Origin of the sequence: Variovorax sp. VRV01 (assembly GCF_014852545.1) — a bacterium.
In the GTDB taxonomy this organism is placed as follows: domain Bacteria; phylum Pseudomonadota; class Gammaproteobacteria; order Burkholderiales; family Burkholderiaceae_C; genus Variovorax; species Variovorax beijingensis_A.
Genome location: NZ_JACVBS010000018.1, coordinates 132,649 through 151,080 on the forward strand (window position 1 = coordinate 132,649; position 18,432 = coordinate 151,080).

Sequence of the window (18,432 nt, forward strand, 5' to 3'; positions counted from 1 at the left end):
CCGGAGCGCGCCCATGTGCAGAAGCATCAAGACCCTCTACAACTTCGAGCCTCCCGCCACCGAGCAGGAGATCCGCGCCGCCGCGCTGCAGTTCGTGCGCAAGCTCAGCGGCTTCAGCGTGCCGTCCAAGGCCAACCAGGAAGCCTTCGAACGCGCGGTCGACGAGATGTCCGCGAGTGCCGCACGGCTGATCGGCTCGCTGGTCACCACGGCCGAGCCGCGCGACCGCGCCATCGAGGCCGAGCGCGCAAAGGCCAGGTCGGCCGCGCGCTTCGGCACCTGACAGCCAACCGTTATTTTCTGGAGAACCCATGCCGATCGAACTCTGGCTCGCCTTCGTCGCCGCATCGTCCGTGCTGCTGGTCATTCCGGGGCCGACCATCCTCACGGTGATCAGCTATTCCATGTCGCACGGCCGGCGCGCGAACGTGCCGCTGGTGGCCGCGGTGGCGCTCGGCGATTCCACCGCGCTGGTGGTGTCGCTGCTCGGCCTGGGCGCGCTGCTGGCCGCATCGGCGTTCTGGTTCACGGTGGTGAAGTGGGCGGGCGGGCTGTATCTGCTCTACCTCGGCATCAAGCTGCTGCGCGCGGGCATCGGCGGCGCCGAGATCGCGGCGCCTGCCGCCCCTGATTCGCGCTGGCGGCTGTTCGCCAACACCTACCTGGTGACGGCGCTCAACCCCAAGGGCATCGTGTTCTTCGTGGCGTTCCTGCCGCAGTTCCTGAGCCCCGCGGCCGACGTGACCCGCCAGCTCTGGGTGCTGGCGGTCACCTTCGTGGCGATGGCGGCGCTCAATGCCACGCTCTACGCCGTATTCGCGGGATCGGCCCGCAAGCTGCTTTCCTCGCCGCGCGCGCAGCGGCGCTTCAATCTGGCGGGCGGCTCGCTGCTGAGCGCAGCGGGCGTGTGGGCGCTGCTCGCGCGCCGCCCCGCTTGAGGCGCGCGACGGCCAAGGTCAGCGGTAAGGATTGTTCGGGTTGCGGTCGTAGCGGTTCGGTATGCCGTCGCCGTCGCGATCGCGGTCGTAGCGGTTGGGCACGCCGTCGCGGTCGCGGTCTCCGTACCCATAGTGCGGACGCGGTGCCGGACGGTCATAGGGTGCAACGACGCAGCCGGCCAGCGCGGCCGATGCGGCAAGCAGAACGGCCAATGTCTTGATCATCATTCGGTTTCTCCTTGGAGTTCTAGAAAGACGGCTTGCCTCCGCAAGCCGGCATCTGCATTGAAGGCCAGCTCCGTCTCGGCTGCGTATCCGCCATGAGGCCGGGGCGTGAAGTTCGTTACCGGATGTGGAACGTGCTGCAAACTTTGGCGCTAAGTTCCTGCCGTGGCAGGCGGCGGCGCACCCGTTCGCAAGTAGGTGCACTTCCCGTGGCCGCTTCGCCGAGAATGGCGCCGCCGCGCCGCCGACTCCCGTTTTCCACCGCCATGCCCCGCCTGACCTTCCCCGCCAGCCGCAGCTGCCTTGCCGCAGCGCTGGCGGTCATCGCCTGCGCGCTGCCGGTTGTTGCCGGCGCCGTGAGCTTCGAAGAGGTGAAGCGCGAGTTCCGCCCGTCCGACACCGCCGTGCTCGACCGCAACGGCGAGCTGCTGCAGCGCATGCGCACCGATGCCAGCGTGCGGCGCGGCCAGTGGGTGGCGCTGGCCGATGTTTCGCCCGCGCTGCGCATGGCCATGGTGCTGAGCGAAGACCGGCGCTTCTACGAGCACAGCGGCATCGACTGGCGCGCCGTGTCGTCCGCCGCCTGGGGCAACCTGTGGAACACCCGCACGCGCGGCGCATCGACCATCACGATGCAGCTGTCGGGCCTGCTCGACGACGACCTGCGCCGCGCCAACAGCGGGCGCAGCTTCACGCAGAAGATCGGCCAGACCATGGCGGCCGCGCAGTTGGAGCGCAGCTGGCGCAAGGACCAGATCCTGGAGGCCTACCTCAACACCGTGCCGTTCCGCGGCGAGATCGTGGGCATCGACGCGCTCTCGCGCACGCTGTTCGGCAAGGCGCCCAGCGGTCTGGACGCGCGCGAGGCCAGCGTGGCCGCGGCGCTGGTGCGCGCGCCCAATGCCAAGCCGGCGCTGGTGGCGCAGCGCGCCTGCGAGGTGATGCGCGCGATGGAGCCGGGGCAGAAGATCGCTTGCGATGCGCTGGACATGTTCACGAGCGCGGCGGTGCAGCGGCGTGCCTTCGATGCGACCGAAGGCATTGCGCCGCATGCGGCGCGGCGTGCGCTGAAGGAGTTGCGCGAGGCCGGCGAAACGGCCGCACCAACTTCCCGCCAGGCAGCAGCCGGCAGGGAGGCCGCCGTGCGGACCACGCTGCGCGCACCGCTGCAGCGCTTTGCGCTGGCCACGCTGCAGCGCCACCTGAAAGAGTTGCGCGGCCGCCACGTGGAAGACGGCGCGCTCGTGGTGCTCGACAACGCGAGCGGCGAAGTGCTTGCCTGGGTCGGCTCGTCAGGCCCGCTGAGCCAGGCGGCCGAGGTCGATGCGGTCACCGCGCTGCGCCAGCCCGGCTCCACGCTCAAGCCGCTGCTCTATGCGCAGGCGATCGCCGAGCGGCGGCTCACCGCGGCCTCGCTGATCGACGATTCGTCAGCGCAGATCAGCACCGCGAGCGGGCTCTACATTCCGCAGAACTACGACCGCCAGTTCAAGGGTCCGGTGTCGGTGCGCACCGCACTCGCCGCCTCGCTCAACGTCCCTGCCGTGCGCACGCTGGTGATGGTGTCGCCCGAATCCTTCGCGCGCCAGCTGCGTGCGGCCGGACTGCCGCTGCGCGAAAGCGGCGACTACTACGGCTACAGCCTCGCGCTCGGCAGCGCCGAGGTGTCGCTGCTGTCGCTCACCAATGCCTATCGCATGCTGGCCAACGGCGGGCGCTACGGGCAGCCCACGCTGACTGCGCGGGCTCTGGCAGCGAAAGCCGGGGCCGGCGACGACGCCGCGCCCATCGTCGATCCGCGCGCGGCCTTCATCGTGGGCGACATCCTGTCCGACGCGAACGCACGCACGCGCACCTTCGGTCTCGACAGCATTCTTTCCACGCGCTTCTGGACCGCGGTGAAAACCGGCACCAGCAAGGACATGCGCGACAACTGGGCCGTGGGCTGGTCGCAGCGCTACACCGTCGGCGCCTGGGTCGGCAACGCGAGCGGCGCATCGATGTGGGACGTGAGCGGCACCAGCGGCGCGGCGCCGGTGTGGGCCGAGGTGATGCGCTTTTTGCACGCGCGCGAGCCGAGCCGAGCGCCCAGGCCGCCGGCCGGCCTGGTCGAGGCGCCGGTGGCGTTCGGTCCGGGCGCCGACGGCAATCCGCTCGAGGCGGCGCGCAGCGAATGGTTCCTGCAGGGCACGGAGCAGCCGCTCTTCGCGCTCGACAACGCCGGCGCAGGCACCCCGGCAGGCGCGGCGGCCGCGCGCATCACCGCGCCGGCCGACGGCACCATCATCGCGCTGGACCCCGATATCCCGCCCCTGCACCAGCGCGTGCGCTTCGAGGCCGAAGGCCGCGGCGTGCAATGGCGCATCGACGGCAAGCACTTTGCGCGCGGCACCAGCGCGCAGTGGCTGCCATGGCCCGGGCGCCACGTGATCGAACTCGTCGACGCCGGCGGCAAGGTCGTCGACCAGCGCAAGCTCGAAGTGCGCGGCGCGGGCGTGGTCGCGAAAAGCGCGCGCCGATGAGTGCGGCGGCCGCCACCGGCCCCTAGTCGCAATCCCCCTTCTTTCGACTGCGGCATTGCAGTCGCGCGAGAATTCATCCAATGATTCAATGAATTAGGTCTTTCTTATTCATATGCTCCTCCAAGCCCCCCGAACCTCCCTGGCCGACAGTGCCGCCAACAGCATCCGCGCCGAGATCGCGGCCGGCCGCTGGACCGTCGGATCGCGCATTCCGATCGAGCCGCAGCTCGCGCAATTGCTCGGCGTGAGCCGCGGCACGGTGCGCGAAGCCGTGAAGACGCTGGTGTCGCGCGGCCTTCTCGAAGTGCGGCAGGGCTCGGGCACCTATGTGCGCTCGGGCTTCGATCCTTCGGCCAGCCTGCAGAAGATGCGGCGCGCGAGCCTGCGCGACCAGTTCGAGGTGCGCCGCGCGCTCGAGGTCGAGGCCGCGCGGCTGGCCGCCGCGCGCCACACCGCCAAGGATCTGCGCAACCTGAAGACCCTGCTCGAGAAACGCGGCGTGCCCGACCCAGGCGACGGCGGCGCAGGCTTCATCGAACGCGACCTGGCCTTTCACCTGGCCATCGTCGACATCTCGGGCAACCTTGCGCTGGCGGAGACCTGCCGCTTCATTGCCGGCTACATCAAGGAAACCATCGCGAGCACGATGGGCACCAGCCTGCCCGAACCCGACACAGCCGCGCACACCGCCATCGTCGAGGCCATTGCAAGCCGCGACCCGGACCGCGCCGCCGAGGCGGTGCGCGCCTTCATGTCGCCCATGATCGACGCGCTGGTACAAGACGCAGAGCTTGTCCGATGAGCCCACGCCCGGCCGCTCCGAAGGGGGCTCGCACCGCAGTGCGAAGCACGGAGGTTGCCTTATGAGCGCGGTGGCGTTCCGGGCGGCCCGTGTCGCCGACGAGCTGCTGATCGACGCCGAGGCCGACAGCACGCCCGCGCCGCGCCCCACGCCCGCGGCCGGCCTGGGCCGCCGCATCCTGCTGGGCGCGAGCGTGGTGCTGATTGCCTTCAACCTGCGGCCGGTGTTCGCCAGCCTGTCGGTGGTGCTGCCGGAGATCATCGCGGCCACCGGGCTCTCGGCCACCGCCGCGAGCCTGCTGACCACGCTGCCCATCGTCTGCCTCGGCGTGTTCGCGCCGCTGGCGCCGGGACTGGGCCGGCGCTTCGGCACCGAGCGCACGCTGCTCGCCTGCATGGTGCTCATCCTCGTGGGCACGCTGCTGCGCGGCACCGGCAGCATCCCGCTGCTGTTCGTGGCCTCGGCCATCGCGGGCAGCGGCATCGCGGTGTCGAACGTGCTGCTCTCGGGCCTCGTGAAGCGCGACTTCGCCAAGCAGGCGGCGCTGATGATGGGCTTCTACACCATGGCGGTGTGCGGCGGCGCGGCCAGCGCGGCGGGCCTCACGGTGCCGCTCGAGCATGCGCTGGGAGGCGGCTGGACCTATGCGCTCGCGATGTGGGCGGTGCCGGCCCTGCTGGTCACGCTCATCTGGGCGCCGCAGGCCCTGCCGCTGAAGCCGGTGGCCAGCGAATCGGGCTTCACCGTGCGCGGGCTGTGGCGCGACCGGCTGGCCTGGCAGGTCACCTTCTTCATGGGCCTGCAATCGGCACTGGCCTACACCGTGATGGGCTGGCTCGCGCCCATCCTGCGCGAACGCGGGCTCGGCAGCGAGACCGCCGGCTACGTCGTGTCGCTGTCGGTCATGACGCAGGTGGTGACCTGCCTCGTGGTTCCGGCCGTGGCGGTGAAGCTGCGCAACCAGCGCGGGCTGGCGGTGGTGCTGGCCGTCTTCACTGTGGCCGCCATGCTGGCGATGCTGTTCGCGCCGCTCGGCGGCGTGTGGCTGTGGGCCGTGCTGCTGGGGATTGCGCAGGGCGGCACCTTCGCGCTCGCGCTCACCTTCATGGTGCTGCGTTCGCCCGATTCGCACGTGGCGGCGCACCTCTCGGGCATGGCGCAGGGCGTGGGCTATGTGGTGGCCGCCTGCGGGCCGCTGATTGCCGGCCTGCTGCACGGCTGGACCGGCAGCTTCCGCGCGTCGTCATGGCTCTTCATCGGGCTGGGCATTGCGCTGGTGGTGGCGGGCCTTGGCGCGGGGCGCACGATGCACGTGGGCGCGGTGACGGTTCCGCGGCGCTGAGGAAACAGGCCCGGCAACCTGCCTGCTACTGCAGGTAGCTCTCGGCCAGCAGCGCCCAGTAGGCCGCGCCGATCGGCAGGTTGCTGTCGTTGAAGTCGTAGCCCGGGTTGTGCACCATGCAGCCGCCGTGCTCGCCGGGCGCGCCGTTGCCGATGAACAGGTAGCAGCCGGGCTTCTTCTCGAGCATGAACGCGAAGTCTTCGCTGCCGGTCACGGCCGGGCCTTGCGGCTCGACGTGCGCGGCGCCCACCAGTTCATAGCCGATGCGCCGCGCAAACTCGGTTTCCTCGGGCGTGTTCACCAGCACGGCGTAGCCCTTGCGGTAGTCGATGTGCGCCTTCACGCCAAAGCTCTCGGCCTGCGCCGTGACGATGGCCTTCAGGCGCTTTTCGAGCAGCTCGCGCACCACGCGGTCGAGCGAGCGCACGCTGATCTCCAGCACCGCGGTCTCGGGGATCACGTTGTTGGCCTTGCCCGAGTGGATCGCGCCCACCGTCACGATCGACATCTCCTGCGGATCGGCGTTGCGCGAGACGATGGTCTGCAGCGCCATCACGATGCTGGACGCGGCGACGATCGGATCGGCCGTGCGGTGCGGCATGGCACCGTGGCCGCCCACGCCGGTGAGCGTCACGGTGGCGTAGTCCGACGAGGCCATGGCCGCGCCTTCGCGGAACATCAGGTCGCCCTGGCGGCGGCCCGGCGAGTTGTGCATGGCATAGACCGCATCGCAGGGGTATTTTTCGAACAGGCCGTCTTCCATCATCTTCACGGCACCGCCCATGCCCTCTTCGGCCGGCTGGAAGATGAGGTTCAGCGTGCCCGAGAACTCGCCGTGCTGGGCCAGGTACTTGGCGGCACCGAGCAGCATCGCGGTGTGGCCGTCATGGCCGCAGGCGTGCATGATCCCGGGCCGGCCGCTGCGGTAGGCGAGCCCTGTTTTCTCCTCGATGGGCAGCGCGTCCATGTCGGCGCGGATGCCGATGGCGCGCGTTCCGCTGCCGCGCCTGAGCCGCCCGACCAGGCCGGTCACGCCCAGGCCGCGCTCCACCTCGTAGCCCCAGGCGGCCAGGCGCTCGGCCACCAGGTCGCTGGTGCCGAATTCCTCGAAGCCGAGCTCGGGGTTCCGGTGGATCTGCTGGCGCACCGTGACGAATTCGGCGGCGTGCCTTCTCATGTACTCGAGGTAGTGCTGGGCGCTTTGCGGCATCGTGGTCTCGTGTTCCGGATGGATGGATGAATGATGCAAGGGCTGCTCAGGGCTGCAGCGCCATCGTGGCCGGCAAGCGGGTCCATGGCAGGTCGGCCGGGTCGGCGGCCATCGGGCCCGGCGCCTTGGCCACGAGGATGTGGCTCGCAATGGGCGCGAAGTCGGCGCGGAAGTGCACCGAGCTCTTGTTGACCAGCAGCTTCATGGCCTCGGGCTCGATGCCCAGGTAGCGGAAGAACTCGCGGTCGAGCATCTGGCTCTTGCCGCTGGCCACGGCAATGCGCACGCCGTCGATCTCCAGGCAGGCGCTCTGGCCGAGCGACACCACGCCGCCGCGCGACATCGGCCCCTTGCCGTGCACCTGCCCGTCGCTGAGCGCGCGCACGGTGAAGAGCCCTTGCACGGGCGCATCGCTGAAACGGCCGCCCCACGTCGGCACCGAGGTTCCGAGCGCGATGCGGATCTGCGCGCCGACGCCGGCCTCGTGCGCCGCCGCGGCCGCAGCGGGATCGAACATCAGCCCCAGCGCGACCTGCCCGGGATAGCGCTTGCCCGCGCCCTCGGCCAGCAGCGCATGCAGCATGCCGGTGGTGTTGCTGTCGGCGCCCGCGCCGGGGTTGTCCTGCGTGTCGGCGATGACCACCGGCTTGCTCGCATCCGCTGCCAGCGCCATGGCTCGCGCCACCGCCTCGCGCGGCTCCAGCACGTCGAGCCGCCATTGCGAGCGCGGCTGGTCGATGCGCTCGTACAGCGTGGCCACGGCCGCGCCGGCATCGTCGCCATAGCCCCACACCACCGGGCCGCACTCGGCGATGTCGGCGGCGGGAAAGCCGGTGGCAAAGCTCAGCACCGCATCGTGCTTCACGTCGAGTTCACCGAGCAGCCGGTACACGGATGCGGCCGGCTCGATCATGGTCGACTGCACGTTGAGCGGCAGCAAAAAGCTGAGCCGCCGCGCATGCAGCGGCTCGCGCGAACCGCGTGCGATGCGGCGTGCCAGCAGCTTCGCGGCGAGCCGGCCCGTGTCGGCCATGTCGACGTGCGGATAGGTGCGGTAGGTGGCGAGCGCGTCGGCCTCGGCCAGCATGCGGCCCGTGATGTTGCCGTGCAGGTCCAGGCTCGCGACGATCGGCACGTCCGGCCCTACGAGAAGGCGGATGCGCGCGATCAGTTCGCCTTCGGGGTCTTCGAGGTGCTCGGCGACGGCCGCGCCGTGCAGGTCGAGATAGACCGCGTCGATGCCGCCGTCGGCCAGCGCGGCCGCCAGGTCTTCGGTGATGGCGGCAGAGATGCGCTCGAATGCGTCCTCGGTGACGTGGGCCGAGGGTGTGGCGCCGGCCCAGGCCGAGGGCACCAGCGACCAGCCCTTCTCGCGCGCGGCGTCGATGAAGCCGCCGACGGGAATGTTCCTGCCCGCGTAGGCCTCGACGATCGCCGCGCCGCGCCGGTATGGCGGGAAGCTCGAACCCGCGTTGAACGCGGCCCAGTCCGCCTTGCTCGGCGCGAAGGTATTGGTCTCGTGCTGGAAACCGGCGATGAAGACTTTCATGGCATCCTTTTTTCTAGATCGTGGGAACGAAGAGGTTTCAGCTGCGCGCAAAGGCAAAGTCGCGCCCGGGCGCCGCAGCCAGCAGTTTGCGCGTGTAGTCGTGGCGGGGCGCGAAGAACACGTCGCGCACCGAGCCGCGCTCCACGATCTCGCCCTGGCTCATGACCAGCACGCTGTCGCAGATCTGGCTGGCCACGCGCAGGTCGTGCGTGATGAAGAGAATGCCGATCTTCAGCCGCTGCTGGATTTCGTCGAGCAGGCGAAGGATCTGCGCCTGCACCGAGACGTCGAGCGCCGACACGGCCTCGTCGGCGATCAGCACCTTGGGGTCGCAGGCCAGCGCACGCGCAATCGAGATGCGCTGGCGCTGTCCGCCCGAGAACTCGCTGGGATAGCGGCGCAGCGCATCGGGCGACAGGCGCACCAGCCGCATCAGTTCTTCTGCGCGCGCCCAGGCCTGGTCGTGCGGCATGCCGAAGTTGACCGGGCCCTCGATGATCGAGGCGCCCACGGTCTGGCGCGGATTCAGCGAGCGGTACGGGTCCTGGAAAACCACCTGCACCGTACGCCGGAATGGCGACAGCGCGCGGCCCCTGACATGCGCCACCGAACGGCCATCGGCAAAGATGTCGCCCGAGCTCGGGTCGATCAGCCGCGCGATGCAGCGCGCCACCGTCGACTTGCCCGAACCCGACTCGCCAACGATGCCCACGGTTTCGCCGGGCCGCACTTCGAGCGACACATTGCGCGCCGCATTCACGGTGCGGCGCTTGCCGGGCCAGCTGCCCGTGATGTAGGTCTTGCAGATGTTCACCGCATTGAGCAGCGGATAGGTGTCGGGCACCGGCGGGCGCCGGGGCGGCGAAAGCTCGGGCACCGCGTCGAGCAGCATCCTCGTGTAGGGCTCGCGCGGCGCCGTGAGCACCGCCATCTTGCCACCCTTCTCGATCATGGCGCCCAGCTCCAGCACCACCACTTCGTCGGCAATCTCGGCCACCACGCCGAAGTCGTGCGTGATGAAGAGCACGGCCGTACCGTTCTCGGTCTGCAGCTCGAGGATGAGCCGCAGTATCTCGGCCTGCGTGGTCACGTCGAGCGCGGTGGTCGGCTCGTCGCAGATCAGCAGCACGGGCTTCAGGATGAGCGCCATCGCGATCACGATGCGCTGGCGCTGCCCGCCCGACAGCTGGTGCGGATAGGAAGCGAAGATGCGCTCGGGCTCGGGCAGCCGCACGCGCTCCATGATGGCCAGGATCTTCTGCCGCCGCTCGGCCGCGCCCATCTGCATATGCTGCGCGAGCATTTCGTCGATCTGCGCGCCGCAGGTCATCACGGGGTTGAGCGCGGTCATGGGTTCCTGGAACACCATGGCCATCGAGGGCCCGCGCAGCTGGCGCAGGCGGGAAGGCGCTGCGGCCAGCAGGTTCTCGCCCTGCAGCTCGATGGTGCCGCGCACCGGCACGAGGCCCGCAGGCAGCAGCCCCATCACCGCATTGGCGATGACCGACTTGCCCGAGCCCGACTCGCCGAGCAGGCAGACGATCTTGCCGGGCGGCACGTCGAAGGAGATCTTGTCGACCGCATGCGGCCGGTCGCCGCCGCGCGGCAATGCAATGGCCAGGTCGCGCACGGAAAGAACAGGTGCTTGCGTCATGCTCAGCCCCCGCGCTTGTTGAACTTGGGGTCGAGCGTGTCGCGCAGCCCGTCGCCGAGGATGTTCACCGCGAGCACCGTCAGCGCCAGGAAGATGCCGGGGAACAGCACGTTGTGCGGGAACTGGTTGAACTGCGCCCGGCCCTCGGCCATGATGTTGCCCCAGGTCGCCATGTCGGCCGGCAGCCCCACGCCGAGGAACGACAGGATGGCCTCGACCAGGATGGCCGAGGCGCACACGTAGGTCGCCTGGATGATCAGCGGCGCAATCGCATTCGGCAGGATGTGGCGCACAAGGATCTTCCATGTCGGCGTGTCCAGCGCAATGGCGGCTTCCACATAGGGCTCCTCGCGCACCGTGAGCACCACCGAGCGCACGAGGCGCGCCACGCGCGGAATCTCGGGCACCGCAATGGCCACCACCACCGTGAGCAGCTTGCCGCCGAACAGCGCCACCAGGCTGATCGCGAACAGGATGCCCGGGATGGCCATCACACCGTCCATCAGCCGCATGATGGCGCTGTCGAGCCGGCGGAAATAGCCGCCCAAGAGCCCGACGAGCATGCCGAACACCACCGCCAGCGCGGCCACCGCCACGCCCACGGTCAGCGACACGCGCGCGCCGTAGAGCGTGCGGCTCCAGATGTCGCGCCCAAGGCTGTCGGTGCCCATGACGAACAGGTGCTCGAAGGTGTCACCCGCCAGGCTGTTGAACTCGCCGCGCGTGCCCGGCATGAGGTTGCCGCTGCCGGGGTCGATGGCGGTCGGGTCGATGGTGCCGAGCCATGGCGCTGCCAGCGACACGAGCACCAGCAGCAGCAGCACGCCCCCGCCCGCGCGCACCGACCAGTCGGCCAGGATGCGCTTGAATAGCGAGCGCCGCCGGGGCGGCGGCAGCGGCTCGGCGACGGCTTCAACAGGAATCATCGGCGTGGCGAGCGAATCGGTCATCGTGTTTCCCTTTGCGCCTCAATAGCGGATGCGGGGATCGAACACCAGGTAGCTCAGGTCGATCAGCAGGTTGATGAGCACGTAGACGACGGAAAAGAACAGCGTGATGCCCTGTATCAGCGGAAAGTCTCGCGACAGCACCGCATCGACCGTGAGCTGCCCGAGGCCCGGAATCGCAAACACGGTTTCGGTGACGACCACGCCGCCGATCAGGAGCGCAATGCCGATGCCGATCACCGTGACGATCGGAATCGCCGCATTGGCCAGCGCATGCCGCATCAGCACCCGTTTTTCCGAAATGCCCTTGGCGCGCGCGGTGCGGATGTAGTCTTCGGTCATGGCCTCGGCCACGGCCGCGCGCGTGACGCGTGCAATCAGCGCCACGTAGATGATCGACAGCGTGATGGACGGCAGGATCAGGTGCTTGATCCAGAGCCAGGGCCCCTGGCTCAGCCGCGCGTAGCCCTGCACCGGCAGCAGCTGCAGGTGCAGCGCAAAGATCCAGATGAGCACATAGCCGATCACGAAGGCCGGTATCGAAAAGCCCATGACCGAAAAGCCCATGAGCATGCGGTCGAGCCAGCCCCCATGGCGCCACGCGGCCACCACGCCCAGCGGCACCGCGATCAGGATGGTGACCACCAGCGTCACCGCCGCAAGCGACACCGTCGGCTCGATGCGCTGCCCGATCAGTTCCACCACCGTCTTCTTCATGAAGTAGGACTCGCCCAGGTTGCCCCGCAGCAACTGCCCGCTCCAGCGCACGAACTGCGTGGGCAGCGAATCGTCCAGCCCCAGCTGGCTGCGCACCTTGGCGATGTTCTCGCTGGTGCCGCTGTCGCCCACGATGGCGGCGGCCGGATCGCCGGGCGCCAGCCGGAGCATAAGGAACACGATCAACGCGACGATGACGAGCACCGGCACGGTCGACAGGATGCGGCGCACAAGAAAGATCTGCATGGGTATGGCGACGCAGCGCGCTCAGCTCTTCCTGATGTTCCAGAACACATTGACCGGCGAGCGCACCACGCCGCTCACCACACCCTTGCGATAAGCCGTGAGCGGCTTGTATTCGCCGATCGGCGCGTAGATGCCGGTGTCGTACACGCGCTGCTGGATGGCCGTGGCCAATTCCTTGCGCCTGGCCTCGTCCGCGCTCGCGAGGAAGTCGAACTTCAGCTGTTCGAGCTTGTCGTCGGTGGCCCAGCCGAACCAGCCCTTCTCGCCGTTGCCCGTGAGAGGCGCGTAGAACATCGGGTTCATGTTGTCGGCAATGCCCCAGCCGGTGATGAAGAGGTTCCAGCCGCCCTTGTCGACCGGGTCCTTCTTGGCGCGGCGCGTGACCAGCGTGGGCCAGTCCATCGACTGCATGTCGACGTTGAAGCCGGCCTGCTTCAGCAGCTGCGCCATTACCGGCGGAAACTTGTTGAGCAGCGCGAAGTCGGCTGGATACATCAGCACGACCGGCTTGCCGTCGTAGCCCGCTTCCTTGAGCAGCGCCTTGGCTTTCTCGAACTGCGGCTTGCCGGTGAAGTAGCCGGTCTTGTCGTTCGAGAACATCGTGCCGCACGGGTAGACCGAGGCGCAGCTGTTGTAGAGTTCCTTGTGCACCATCTGGGCGCGCATCAGCGCCTCCTGATTGATGGCCATGATGGCGGCCTGCGCGATCTTCGGATTGTCGAAGGGCGGGATGACGTGGTTCAGGTGCAGCGCGAACGAGCCCTTCGGGATCGGGTTGTCGACGGTGATGGCGGAGTTGTTCTTGAGTGCCGTGTACTGCTCCGGCGGCAGCCATTCGATCATGTCGACCTCGCCGTTGGCGAGCGCATTGGCCTGCGTCTGGGCGTCTTTCAGGATGATCCATTCCATGCGGTCGACGTACACGTTCTTGCCACCCGCCGTGCCCGAAGCTGCCTCGGTGCGCGGCACGTACCTGGTGTTCTTCAGGTAGACCACCTTCTCGCCAGGGCGGTACTCTTCCTTCTTGAAGATGTAGGGACCCGAGCCCGTGGCGTCGTCGATCTGCTTGTCGGCCGGCGTGGCGGCCACGCGCGCCGGCATGATGAACGGCGGATTCGACGAGGGCTTGCTCAACGCATCGAGCACCATGCCGAAGCTGTCCTTGAACACCAGCCTGAAGGTGCTGGCATCGACCGCCTCGGCCTTGTCGAGCGCGGCGTACATCTTCTGGCCCAGCCCGTCGCGCTGGCCCCACCGCTTGAGCGACGCCAGCACGTCTTCCGAGGTGACCGGCTTGCCGTCATGAAACTCCAGGCTCTTGCGCAGCGTGAAGGTCCATGTCTTGCCGTCGGCGCCGGTGGTGTACTTGTCGACCATCTGCGGCTTGACCTTGCCCTGTTCGTCCACGCCGAAGAGCGTGTCGTACACGGCATAGCCGTGGTTGCGCGTGACGAACGCAGTGGTCCAGATCGGGTCGAGAATCTTCAGGTCCGACTGCGGCACCAGGCGCAGCACCTTGCCCGCATCCTGTGCGAACGCGCTTGTTGCAGCGGCGGCGGCAAGCATGGCGCCCGCGACAACGGCTTTCAGGTTTCGTTTCGACAGCATCTTCGGTTCTCCGGTTGAAAAATCGTGAGGAACGGGTTTCGATTCAGGCGCGGTGCGCTCGAACAGAAGTCATGAAGAAGAAGCCTCCGGAAGCGCGCAAAGGCCACCCCGCGCACTGCGCGAGATGCCCCTGCTGTCCTTTGGCCTGAGAGATTCACCATGCACGCTCATCGCGCAAGGCTTGCCCCTTCGGCGGCCGCCCTCGGAGTCCTTTGTATTCAGAACCCCGGGCAGCGCTCTCCAGCGTTGGTCAAGTTGTCCAGTCTTGGGACCTGAGCGTTATGGGCTGTCGCCTTCGGTAATGCACTAACTCGAAGCATCGAGCCGGCATTTCTCCTGGACGTTTTCTTCCAAGCAGAATGCGTGCCACTCGGGCACCCACTCGAACGCGTGTGCTACTGCGGCCCGCCGCAGAAGCTCACCCTTTCGGTGGTCCTGGCGGTGAAGTGAAGGCGCGTGGTGGTGGTGTCGCTGGCTGGCGTGTTCTGCGGCCATTCGCTCTGCAGCCACGTGTACTGCCAGCTGTAGGCCTCGCCTGGCCTGGCGGGTTCGCCGTAGGTGATGCGGAGGCTGCCGCTGCTCTCGTCGTGGCAATGCTTCGACCGCTTGTATTCCTTTTCGCTGAAGCAGGCGCGGATCATCTTCGAGCATGAAAAAGGAATGCCTTCGTATACGGCCCTGGTTGCGTCCTCGAGCGGCACGAAGTCGGCCTTGCTGAACGAAGCGCCGCCGCCCGAATACATCTCCGACACCGTCTGGAGCACGGCCGCGGCCCACCGCCCTTCTGCCAGCGGGTAAAGCGCCGGCGCGAGGGAAATGCGCGCGTCCGCCATGCCGGGGTCCGCTGCTTTCCGCATCAACGCGGCCGCATAGCTGCTGAAGTCGTGCAGGCGGCTGAGCTGCCACGTGCCTGCAATGCGCCTGATGCGCGCCATGGCCAGCGGCTCGCCCGAGAACACCGCGTAGTCCCCTGCCGCCGCGCCGCGCGGCCGGTACAGGCCCAGCGCCTGCGGATCGCAGGGCTGCGGCAACAGCGCGCACAAGCGCGCGCGCCAATCCGCATCCAGCGATTCCGGCTTCTTCACCGCATCGAACAACTGCGCCGACGGCGCGGCGCCCACGTGCCCCGCGAGCAGCAGGACGAGCATCGAGGCGGTGGTGCGAAGAATGGGCAGCAGGTTCATGGACCGGCATGGTAGCCAGCCCGCCCGCAAGTTGCTGCAACCAATTGCGGCGCGGGCGAGCCGATGTTGTAGCCTTCGCCCCACGGCCATCCCGGCCTCGAACGGAGCGAAGATGGCAGACAGGATTCTGGTGTTCTATGGCTCGTACCGGTCGGACCGCATGGGCATTCGCCTGGCGGACTACCTGGTGGCGGGCCTCAACGCGCGAGGCGCCGATGCCGAGCTGATCGACGCCAAGGCCGTCGACCTGCCCATGCTCGACCGCATGTACAAGGAATACCCCCAGGGCACCGCGCCCGCGGCCATGGAAGCGCTGGCGCAGAAGATACGCGGCGCGGACGCCTTCGTCTTCGTGACCGGCGAATACAACTGGGGCCCGCAGCCCGGCTTGAAGAACCTGACCGACCACTTCCTCGAGGAATGGTTCTGGCGCCCGGCCGCCGTGGCCAGCTATTCGGCCGGCCGGTTCTCCGGCGTGCGCTCCGGCACCGTGTGGCACTCGATCCTGTCGGAGATGGGAATGGTCGTCGTGTCGAGCACATTGGCCGTCGGGCCCATTTCGCAAACGCTCGATGTGAACGGCAGGCCCACCGGCAGCGCGGGCGAATCGCTCGATCGCTCCTTCGGAAGGTTCGCCGACGACCTGGCCTGGTGGACCGAAGCGGCGCGCGCGCAGCGGGCGCGCAAGGCACCGCCGTATTGACTGGCCTTAGCTATCGAGCCGCGCGGCTTCCGTCAGCGCAACCGACACGCACTCCAGCGCAATCGCCAGCTGCGTGAGCGTCGGCAATCCGAACCCCAGGCGGAACACCAGCGGGTCGTCCCCGAACCATGGGCCGGGCGCGACGCGCGTGCTGTACCTGGCCAGCGCCGCATAGAAGCGCTCGACGGCCGCGGCATCGAAGAGCTCGCGCCTGAGCCGCATGCAGCACAGCGCCCCGGCATCCGGACGCACCCACTCGATGTGGCCCGAGTGGCGCGACACCCAGCTCTCGGTGAACTGCAGGTTTTGCGCGAGGAGCTGTCGCCGCTCGCCGATGATCCGGTCGCGCTGCCTGAAGACAGCCAGCGCGAGTGCCTCGTCGACCGGCGAGCAGGAGATCACCGTGCTGAACTTCGCCGTGACCAGCGCCTGGCGCAGTGCCGTGTCGCGCGTGATGGCCCAGCCGATGCGCAGGCCCGCCGAGCCATGGCATTTGGACAGCGAGGACACCGAGACCACCCTGCCGCCCAAGTTGACGGCGCCCGGCGCCGCGGCATCGTCGCCATAGGCCGCCTCGCGGTAGGTCTCGTCGATCACGAGCCAGGCCTTCGGCGCATGTTCGGCCAGCATCGCCACGATCTCGCGCAAGGTCTGGGCCGGAATCGCGACGCCCGAAGGGTTCTGCGGCGAGGCGAGGCTCACCACTTTGGTTTTCGAGGAGAGCAGCTGGCGCAGCGCATCCAGGTCGATGCGGTAGCCGGTGTCGAAGCCCAGCGGCAGCACGCGCGTGGTGGCGCCGACGGCGGCCAGCGCGTTGCGCGCCAACGGGAACACCGGCTCGGCCACGACGGCTTCGTCGCCCGCCTGGCACAGCGTGAAGGCGATGAGAAAAAGGGCGTGGGCACCGCCGACCGTGACCACCACGTCGTCGGCGTCGACGCCATGTTCGTTCGCGATTTCCTGGCGCAGGCCCGGGCTGCCCGCCGCCGTACCGTAGTCCAGCGCAAAGTCGGCATCGTCGCCGAAGGCCATGTCGACCAGTTCCGACAGCCGCACGCTCGGCCCCACGCTTTCGGCAAGGTCGAAGCGCGGCGCCTTGCTGACGAGGGAAATGATTTCGTTGTCTGGAAACCGTGCCATGTGCTGCCGCTTGATCCGTTGCTGTCGATGGTTCCGATGTTGCAGTTTCATGACTGGCGATAACAGCCACACTTTTATGAAATTCGATGCAGTACAGTTGCGTGCAGTGCCATCCACGCCAGCAGGAGTGATCCGTGTCGCAGCCCCCCCGGTTCCGCTATGAAGAAATTGCCGATTTCGTGGCCGGCCTGGCCGGCCGCGGCACGCTGAAGCCCGGTGCGCGGGCGCCCTCGCTGCGCGAGATCAGCACGCAGCAGCGCACCAGCCTGAGCACCGCGGTGCAGGCCTACCGCCTGCTCGAAGACCGCGGCATTCTCGAAGTACGGCCGCAATCGGGCTATTACGTCGCCAAGGCGCCGCCCGCCCTGCCCGTGCCCACCACCGCGCGCCATTCGATCCGGCCGGCCAAGGTGGAACTCTCGGGCCTCATGCTCGACCTGCTGAAGCACGCGTCGGACGAAGCCTTCGTGCCGCTCGGCTGCGCCATTCCCAACCAGCGGCTGCTGTCCTCCTCCAGGCTCGACCTCGTGCTGGCCCGCACGGCCCGCGTGAAGGGCAGCCAGTGCAACACCTACTCGCCGCCGCACGGCGAGATGTCGCTGCGCCTGGAGATTGCGCGCCGCGCGCTGCGCTTCGGGCAGGCGCTGGCGCCCGACGACATCGCCATCACCTGCGGCTGCACCGAGGCGCTGGCGCTCGCGCTCGACGCGGTCACGGAGCCCGGCGACACCGTCGCCATCGAATCACCGACCTACTTCGGGCTGCTGCAGGTGCTGCGCGCAAAAAGGCTCAAGGTGGTCGAGCTGCCGACCGATGCCGACACCGGCGTCTCGGTCGATGCGCTGCGCGAAGTCGTGGCCTCGGGCAAGGTGCGCGCCTGCGTGCTGGCGTCGAGCTTCAGCAATCCGCTCGGCTGCACCATGCCCGAAGAAAACAAGCGCGCCGTGCTGCGCCTCCTGGCCAAACACGGCGTGCCGCTGATCGAGGACGACGTGTACGGCGACGTCCATTTCGGCGAGGAGCGGCCCCTGCCCTTCAGCGCGCTCGACACGCACGACAACGTCATCTATTGCGGCTCGTTCTCCAAGACGCTCGCGCCCGGCTACCGCATCGGCTGGATCGCCACGCGCCGCCACATGGCCCGGGTGCTCGAAACCAAGTTCGCCACCAGCCTCGCCACGCCGGTGCTGACGCAGGTGGCGCTCGCCACCTTCCTGTCGAACGGCGACTACGACCGCCACCTGCGCCGGGTCCGGCGCGAGTTCGCCGACACGCTGGAGCGCATGACGCGGGTGATCGAGCAGGCGTTCCCGCCGGGCACCAAGGTGTCGAGGCCGGCGGGCAACTTCGTGCTGTGGGTCGAGCTGCCCGAGCCCGCGGACACGCGGCTGCTGTTTGCGCAGGCGCTGGAGAAACGCATCTGCTTTGCGCCCGGCGTGGTGTTCTCGGCCAGCGGCAAGTACGCCCACTGCCTGCGCCTGAGCGGCGGCCACGGCTGGGACGCGCGCATCGAGAAGGGGCTGCGCACGCTTGGCGCCATGGCAAGCAAGGAGCTTCGCCGGCCGGCCGCCGCGGCAGGCAGCTGAGCGCCAGCCAGGACCTCAGGTCTTGCAGGATCAGGCAAGAAGCCCGTTCGATCCGGATA

At 68.4% G+C, this 18,432-nt stretch carries 16 protein-coding genes and 1 riboswitch; of the genes, 7 read left to right on the forward strand and 9 right to left on the reverse strand.

The genetic code is table 11. The features are described from left to right. The first annotated feature begins 13 nt into the window (after positions 1 to 13). Complete coding sequence (locus IB278_RS26680; protein WP_018903218.1) at positions 14 to 283, forward strand: DUF2277 domain-containing protein; 270 nt, start codon at positions 14 to 16, stop codon at positions 281 to 283. Positions 284 to 311: 28 nt separating this feature from the next. Then, positions 312 to 938: a LysE family translocator gene (locus tag IB278_RS26685; protein WP_145741364.1), complete on the forward strand. Its 627-nt coding sequence runs from the start codon at positions 312 to 314 to the stop codon at positions 936 to 938. An 18-nt stretch (positions 939 to 956) separates the two neighbouring features. Here IB278_RS26685 and IB278_RS26690 read toward each other — a convergent pair whose 3' ends face one another. Then, positions 957 to 1,166: a hypothetical protein gene (locus tag IB278_RS26690; RefSeq protein WP_145741362.1), complete on the reverse strand. Its 210-nt coding sequence runs from the start codon at positions 1,164 to 1,166 to the stop codon at positions 957 to 959. A gap of 263 nt (positions 1,167 to 1,429) precedes the next feature. Here IB278_RS26690 and pbpC point away from each other — a divergent pair, with 263 nt between their 5' ends. The 3 genes from pbpC (at position 1,430) to IB278_RS26705 (ending at position 5,829) form a co-directional block, all read left to right on the forward strand. Next, complete coding sequence (gene pbpC / locus IB278_RS26695; RefSeq protein ID WP_192326666.1) at positions 1,430 to 3,685, forward strand: penicillin-binding protein 1C; 2,256 nt, start codon at positions 1,430 to 1,432, stop codon at positions 3,683 to 3,685. A gap of 112 nt (positions 3,686 to 3,797) precedes the next feature. Further along, on the forward strand, positions 3,798 to 4,487 hold the full coding sequence (locus tag IB278_RS26700; RefSeq protein WP_145741358.1) for a FadR/GntR family transcriptional regulator: 690 nt from the start codon (positions 3,798 to 3,800) through the stop codon (positions 4,485 to 4,487). Positions 4,488 to 4,548: 61 nt separating this feature from the next. Then, positions 4,549 to 5,829, forward strand: coding sequence for a CynX/NimT family MFS transporter (locus IB278_RS26705; RefSeq protein WP_192326668.1), 1,281 nt, complete (start codon positions 4,549 to 4,551; stop codon positions 5,827 to 5,829). 25 nt (positions 5,830 to 5,854) lie between these two features. Here IB278_RS26705 and IB278_RS26710 read toward each other — a convergent pair whose 3' ends face one another. From IB278_RS26710 to IB278_RS26740, 7 genes are all read right to left on the reverse strand, one after another. Then, on the reverse strand, positions 5,855 to 7,039 hold the full coding sequence (locus tag IB278_RS26710; protein WP_192326670.1) for a M20 aminoacylase family protein: 1,185 nt from the start codon (positions 7,037 to 7,039) through the stop codon (positions 5,855 to 5,857). Positions 7,040 to 7,085: 46 nt separating this feature from the next. Then, positions 7,086 to 8,588, reverse strand: coding sequence for a M81 family metallopeptidase (locus IB278_RS26715; protein ID WP_192326671.1), 1,503 nt, complete (start codon positions 8,586 to 8,588; stop codon positions 7,086 to 7,088). A gap of 37 nt (positions 8,589 to 8,625) precedes the next feature. Beyond that, complete coding sequence (locus IB278_RS26720) at positions 8,626 to 10,242, reverse strand: dipeptide ABC transporter ATP-binding protein (RefSeq protein ID WP_192326673.1); 1,617 nt, start codon at positions 10,240 to 10,242, stop codon at positions 8,626 to 8,628. Positions 10,243 to 10,244: 2 nt separating this feature from the next. Next, positions 10,245 to 11,192: an ABC transporter permease gene (locus IB278_RS26725; RefSeq protein WP_186454129.1), complete on the reverse strand. Its 948-nt coding sequence runs from the start codon at positions 11,190 to 11,192 to the stop codon at positions 10,245 to 10,247. Positions 11,193 to 11,210: 18 nt separating this feature from the next. Then, positions 11,211 to 12,152 carry an ABC transporter permease gene (locus IB278_RS26730; RefSeq protein WP_192326675.1) on the reverse strand — a complete coding sequence of 314 codons (942 nt, stop codon included), beginning with the start codon at positions 12,150 to 12,152 and terminating at the stop codon, positions 11,211 to 11,213. A 21-nt stretch (positions 12,153 to 12,173) separates the two neighbouring features. Next, on the reverse strand, positions 12,174 to 13,760 hold the full coding sequence (locus tag IB278_RS26735; RefSeq protein ID WP_145741351.1) for an ABC transporter substrate-binding protein: 1,587 nt from the start codon (positions 13,758 to 13,760) through the stop codon (positions 12,174 to 12,176). 123 nt (positions 13,761 to 13,883) lie between these two features. Further along, a riboswitch (glycine riboswitch) is annotated at positions 13,884 to 14,014 on the reverse strand. A 141-nt stretch (positions 14,015 to 14,155) separates the two neighbouring features. Beyond that, complete coding sequence (locus IB278_RS26740; RefSeq protein ID WP_145741350.1) at positions 14,156 to 14,944, reverse strand: hypothetical protein; 789 nt, start codon at positions 14,942 to 14,944, stop codon at positions 14,156 to 14,158. A 112-nt stretch (positions 14,945 to 15,056) separates the two neighbouring features. On the opposite strand from IB278_RS26740, the gene IB278_RS26745 reads away from it, so the two are divergent. Continuing rightward, positions 15,057 to 15,647 carry an NADPH-dependent FMN reductase gene (locus IB278_RS26745; protein WP_192326677.1) on the forward strand — a complete coding sequence of 197 codons (591 nt, stop codon included), beginning with the start codon at positions 15,057 to 15,059 and terminating at the stop codon, positions 15,645 to 15,647. Positions 15,648 to 15,653: 6 nt separating this feature from the next. Here the strand turns inward: IB278_RS26745 and IB278_RS26750 are convergent, their stop codons facing one another. Beyond that, positions 15,654 to 16,787, reverse strand: coding sequence for a pyridoxal phosphate-dependent aminotransferase (locus tag IB278_RS26750; RefSeq protein WP_192326679.1), 1,134 nt, complete (start codon positions 16,785 to 16,787; stop codon positions 15,654 to 15,656). Between the two features lie 134 nt (positions 16,788 to 16,921). Here IB278_RS26750 and IB278_RS26755 point away from each other — a divergent pair, with 134 nt between their 5' ends. Continuing rightward, positions 16,922 to 18,373, forward strand: a complete 1,452-nt coding sequence (locus IB278_RS26755) for a PLP-dependent aminotransferase family protein (protein ID WP_145741346.1) — start codon at positions 16,922 to 16,924, stop codon at positions 18,371 to 18,373. Positions 18,374 to 18,432 lie beyond the last annotated feature (59 nt).

Coding starts and splice junctions, on each gene's coding strand:
- IB278_RS26700 (WP_145741358.1), top strand. CDS start 3,798: ATGCTCCTCCAAGCCCCCCGAACCTCCCTGGCCGACAGTGCCGCCAAC.
- IB278_RS26690 (WP_145741362.1), bottom strand. CDS start 1,166: ATGATGATCAAGACATTGGCCGTTCTGCTTGCCGCATCGGCCGCGCTG.
- IB278_RS26730 (WP_192326675.1), bottom strand. CDS start 12,152: ATGCAGATCTTTCTTGTGCGCCGCATCCTGTCGACCGTGCCGGTGCTC.
- IB278_RS26715 (WP_192326671.1), bottom strand. CDS start 8,588: ATGAAAGTCTTCATCGCCGGTTTCCAGCACGAGACCAATACCTTCGCG.
- IB278_RS26750 (WP_192326679.1), bottom strand. CDS start 16,787: ATGGCACGGTTTCCAGACAACGAAATCATTTCCCTCGTCAGCAAGGCG.
- IB278_RS26725 (WP_186454129.1), bottom strand. CDS start 11,192: ATGACCGATTCGCTCGCCACGCCGATGATTCCTGTTGAAGCCGTCGCC.
- IB278_RS26705 (WP_192326668.1), top strand. CDS start 4,549: ATGAGCGCGGTGGCGTTCCGGGCGGCCCGTGTCGCCGACGAGCTGCTG.
- IB278_RS26735 (WP_145741351.1), bottom strand. CDS start 13,760: ATGCTGTCGAAACGAAACCTGAAAGCCGTTGTCGCGGGCGCCATGCTT.
- IB278_RS26720 (WP_192326673.1), bottom strand. CDS start 10,242: ATGACGCAAGCACCTGTTCTTTCCGTGCGCGACCTGGCCATTGCATTG.
- IB278_RS26745 (WP_192326677.1), top strand. CDS start 15,057: ATGGCAGACAGGATTCTGGTGTTCTATGGCTCGTACCGGTCGGACCGC.
- pbpC (WP_192326666.1), top strand. CDS start 1,430: ATGCCCCGCCTGACCTTCCCCGCCAGCCGCAGCTGCCTTGCCGCAGCG.
- IB278_RS26710 (WP_192326670.1), bottom strand. CDS start 7,039: ATGCCGCAAAGCGCCCAGCACTACCTCGAGTACATGAGAAGGCACGCC.
- IB278_RS26680 (WP_018903218.1), top strand. CDS start 14: ATGTGCAGAAGCATCAAGACCCTCTACAACTTCGAGCCTCCCGCCACC.
- IB278_RS26685 (WP_145741364.1), top strand. CDS start 312: ATGCCGATCGAACTCTGGCTCGCCTTCGTCGCCGCATCGTCCGTGCTG.
- IB278_RS26740 (WP_145741350.1), bottom strand. CDS start 14,944: ATGAACCTGCTGCCCATTCTTCGCACCACCGCCTCGATGCTCGTCCTG.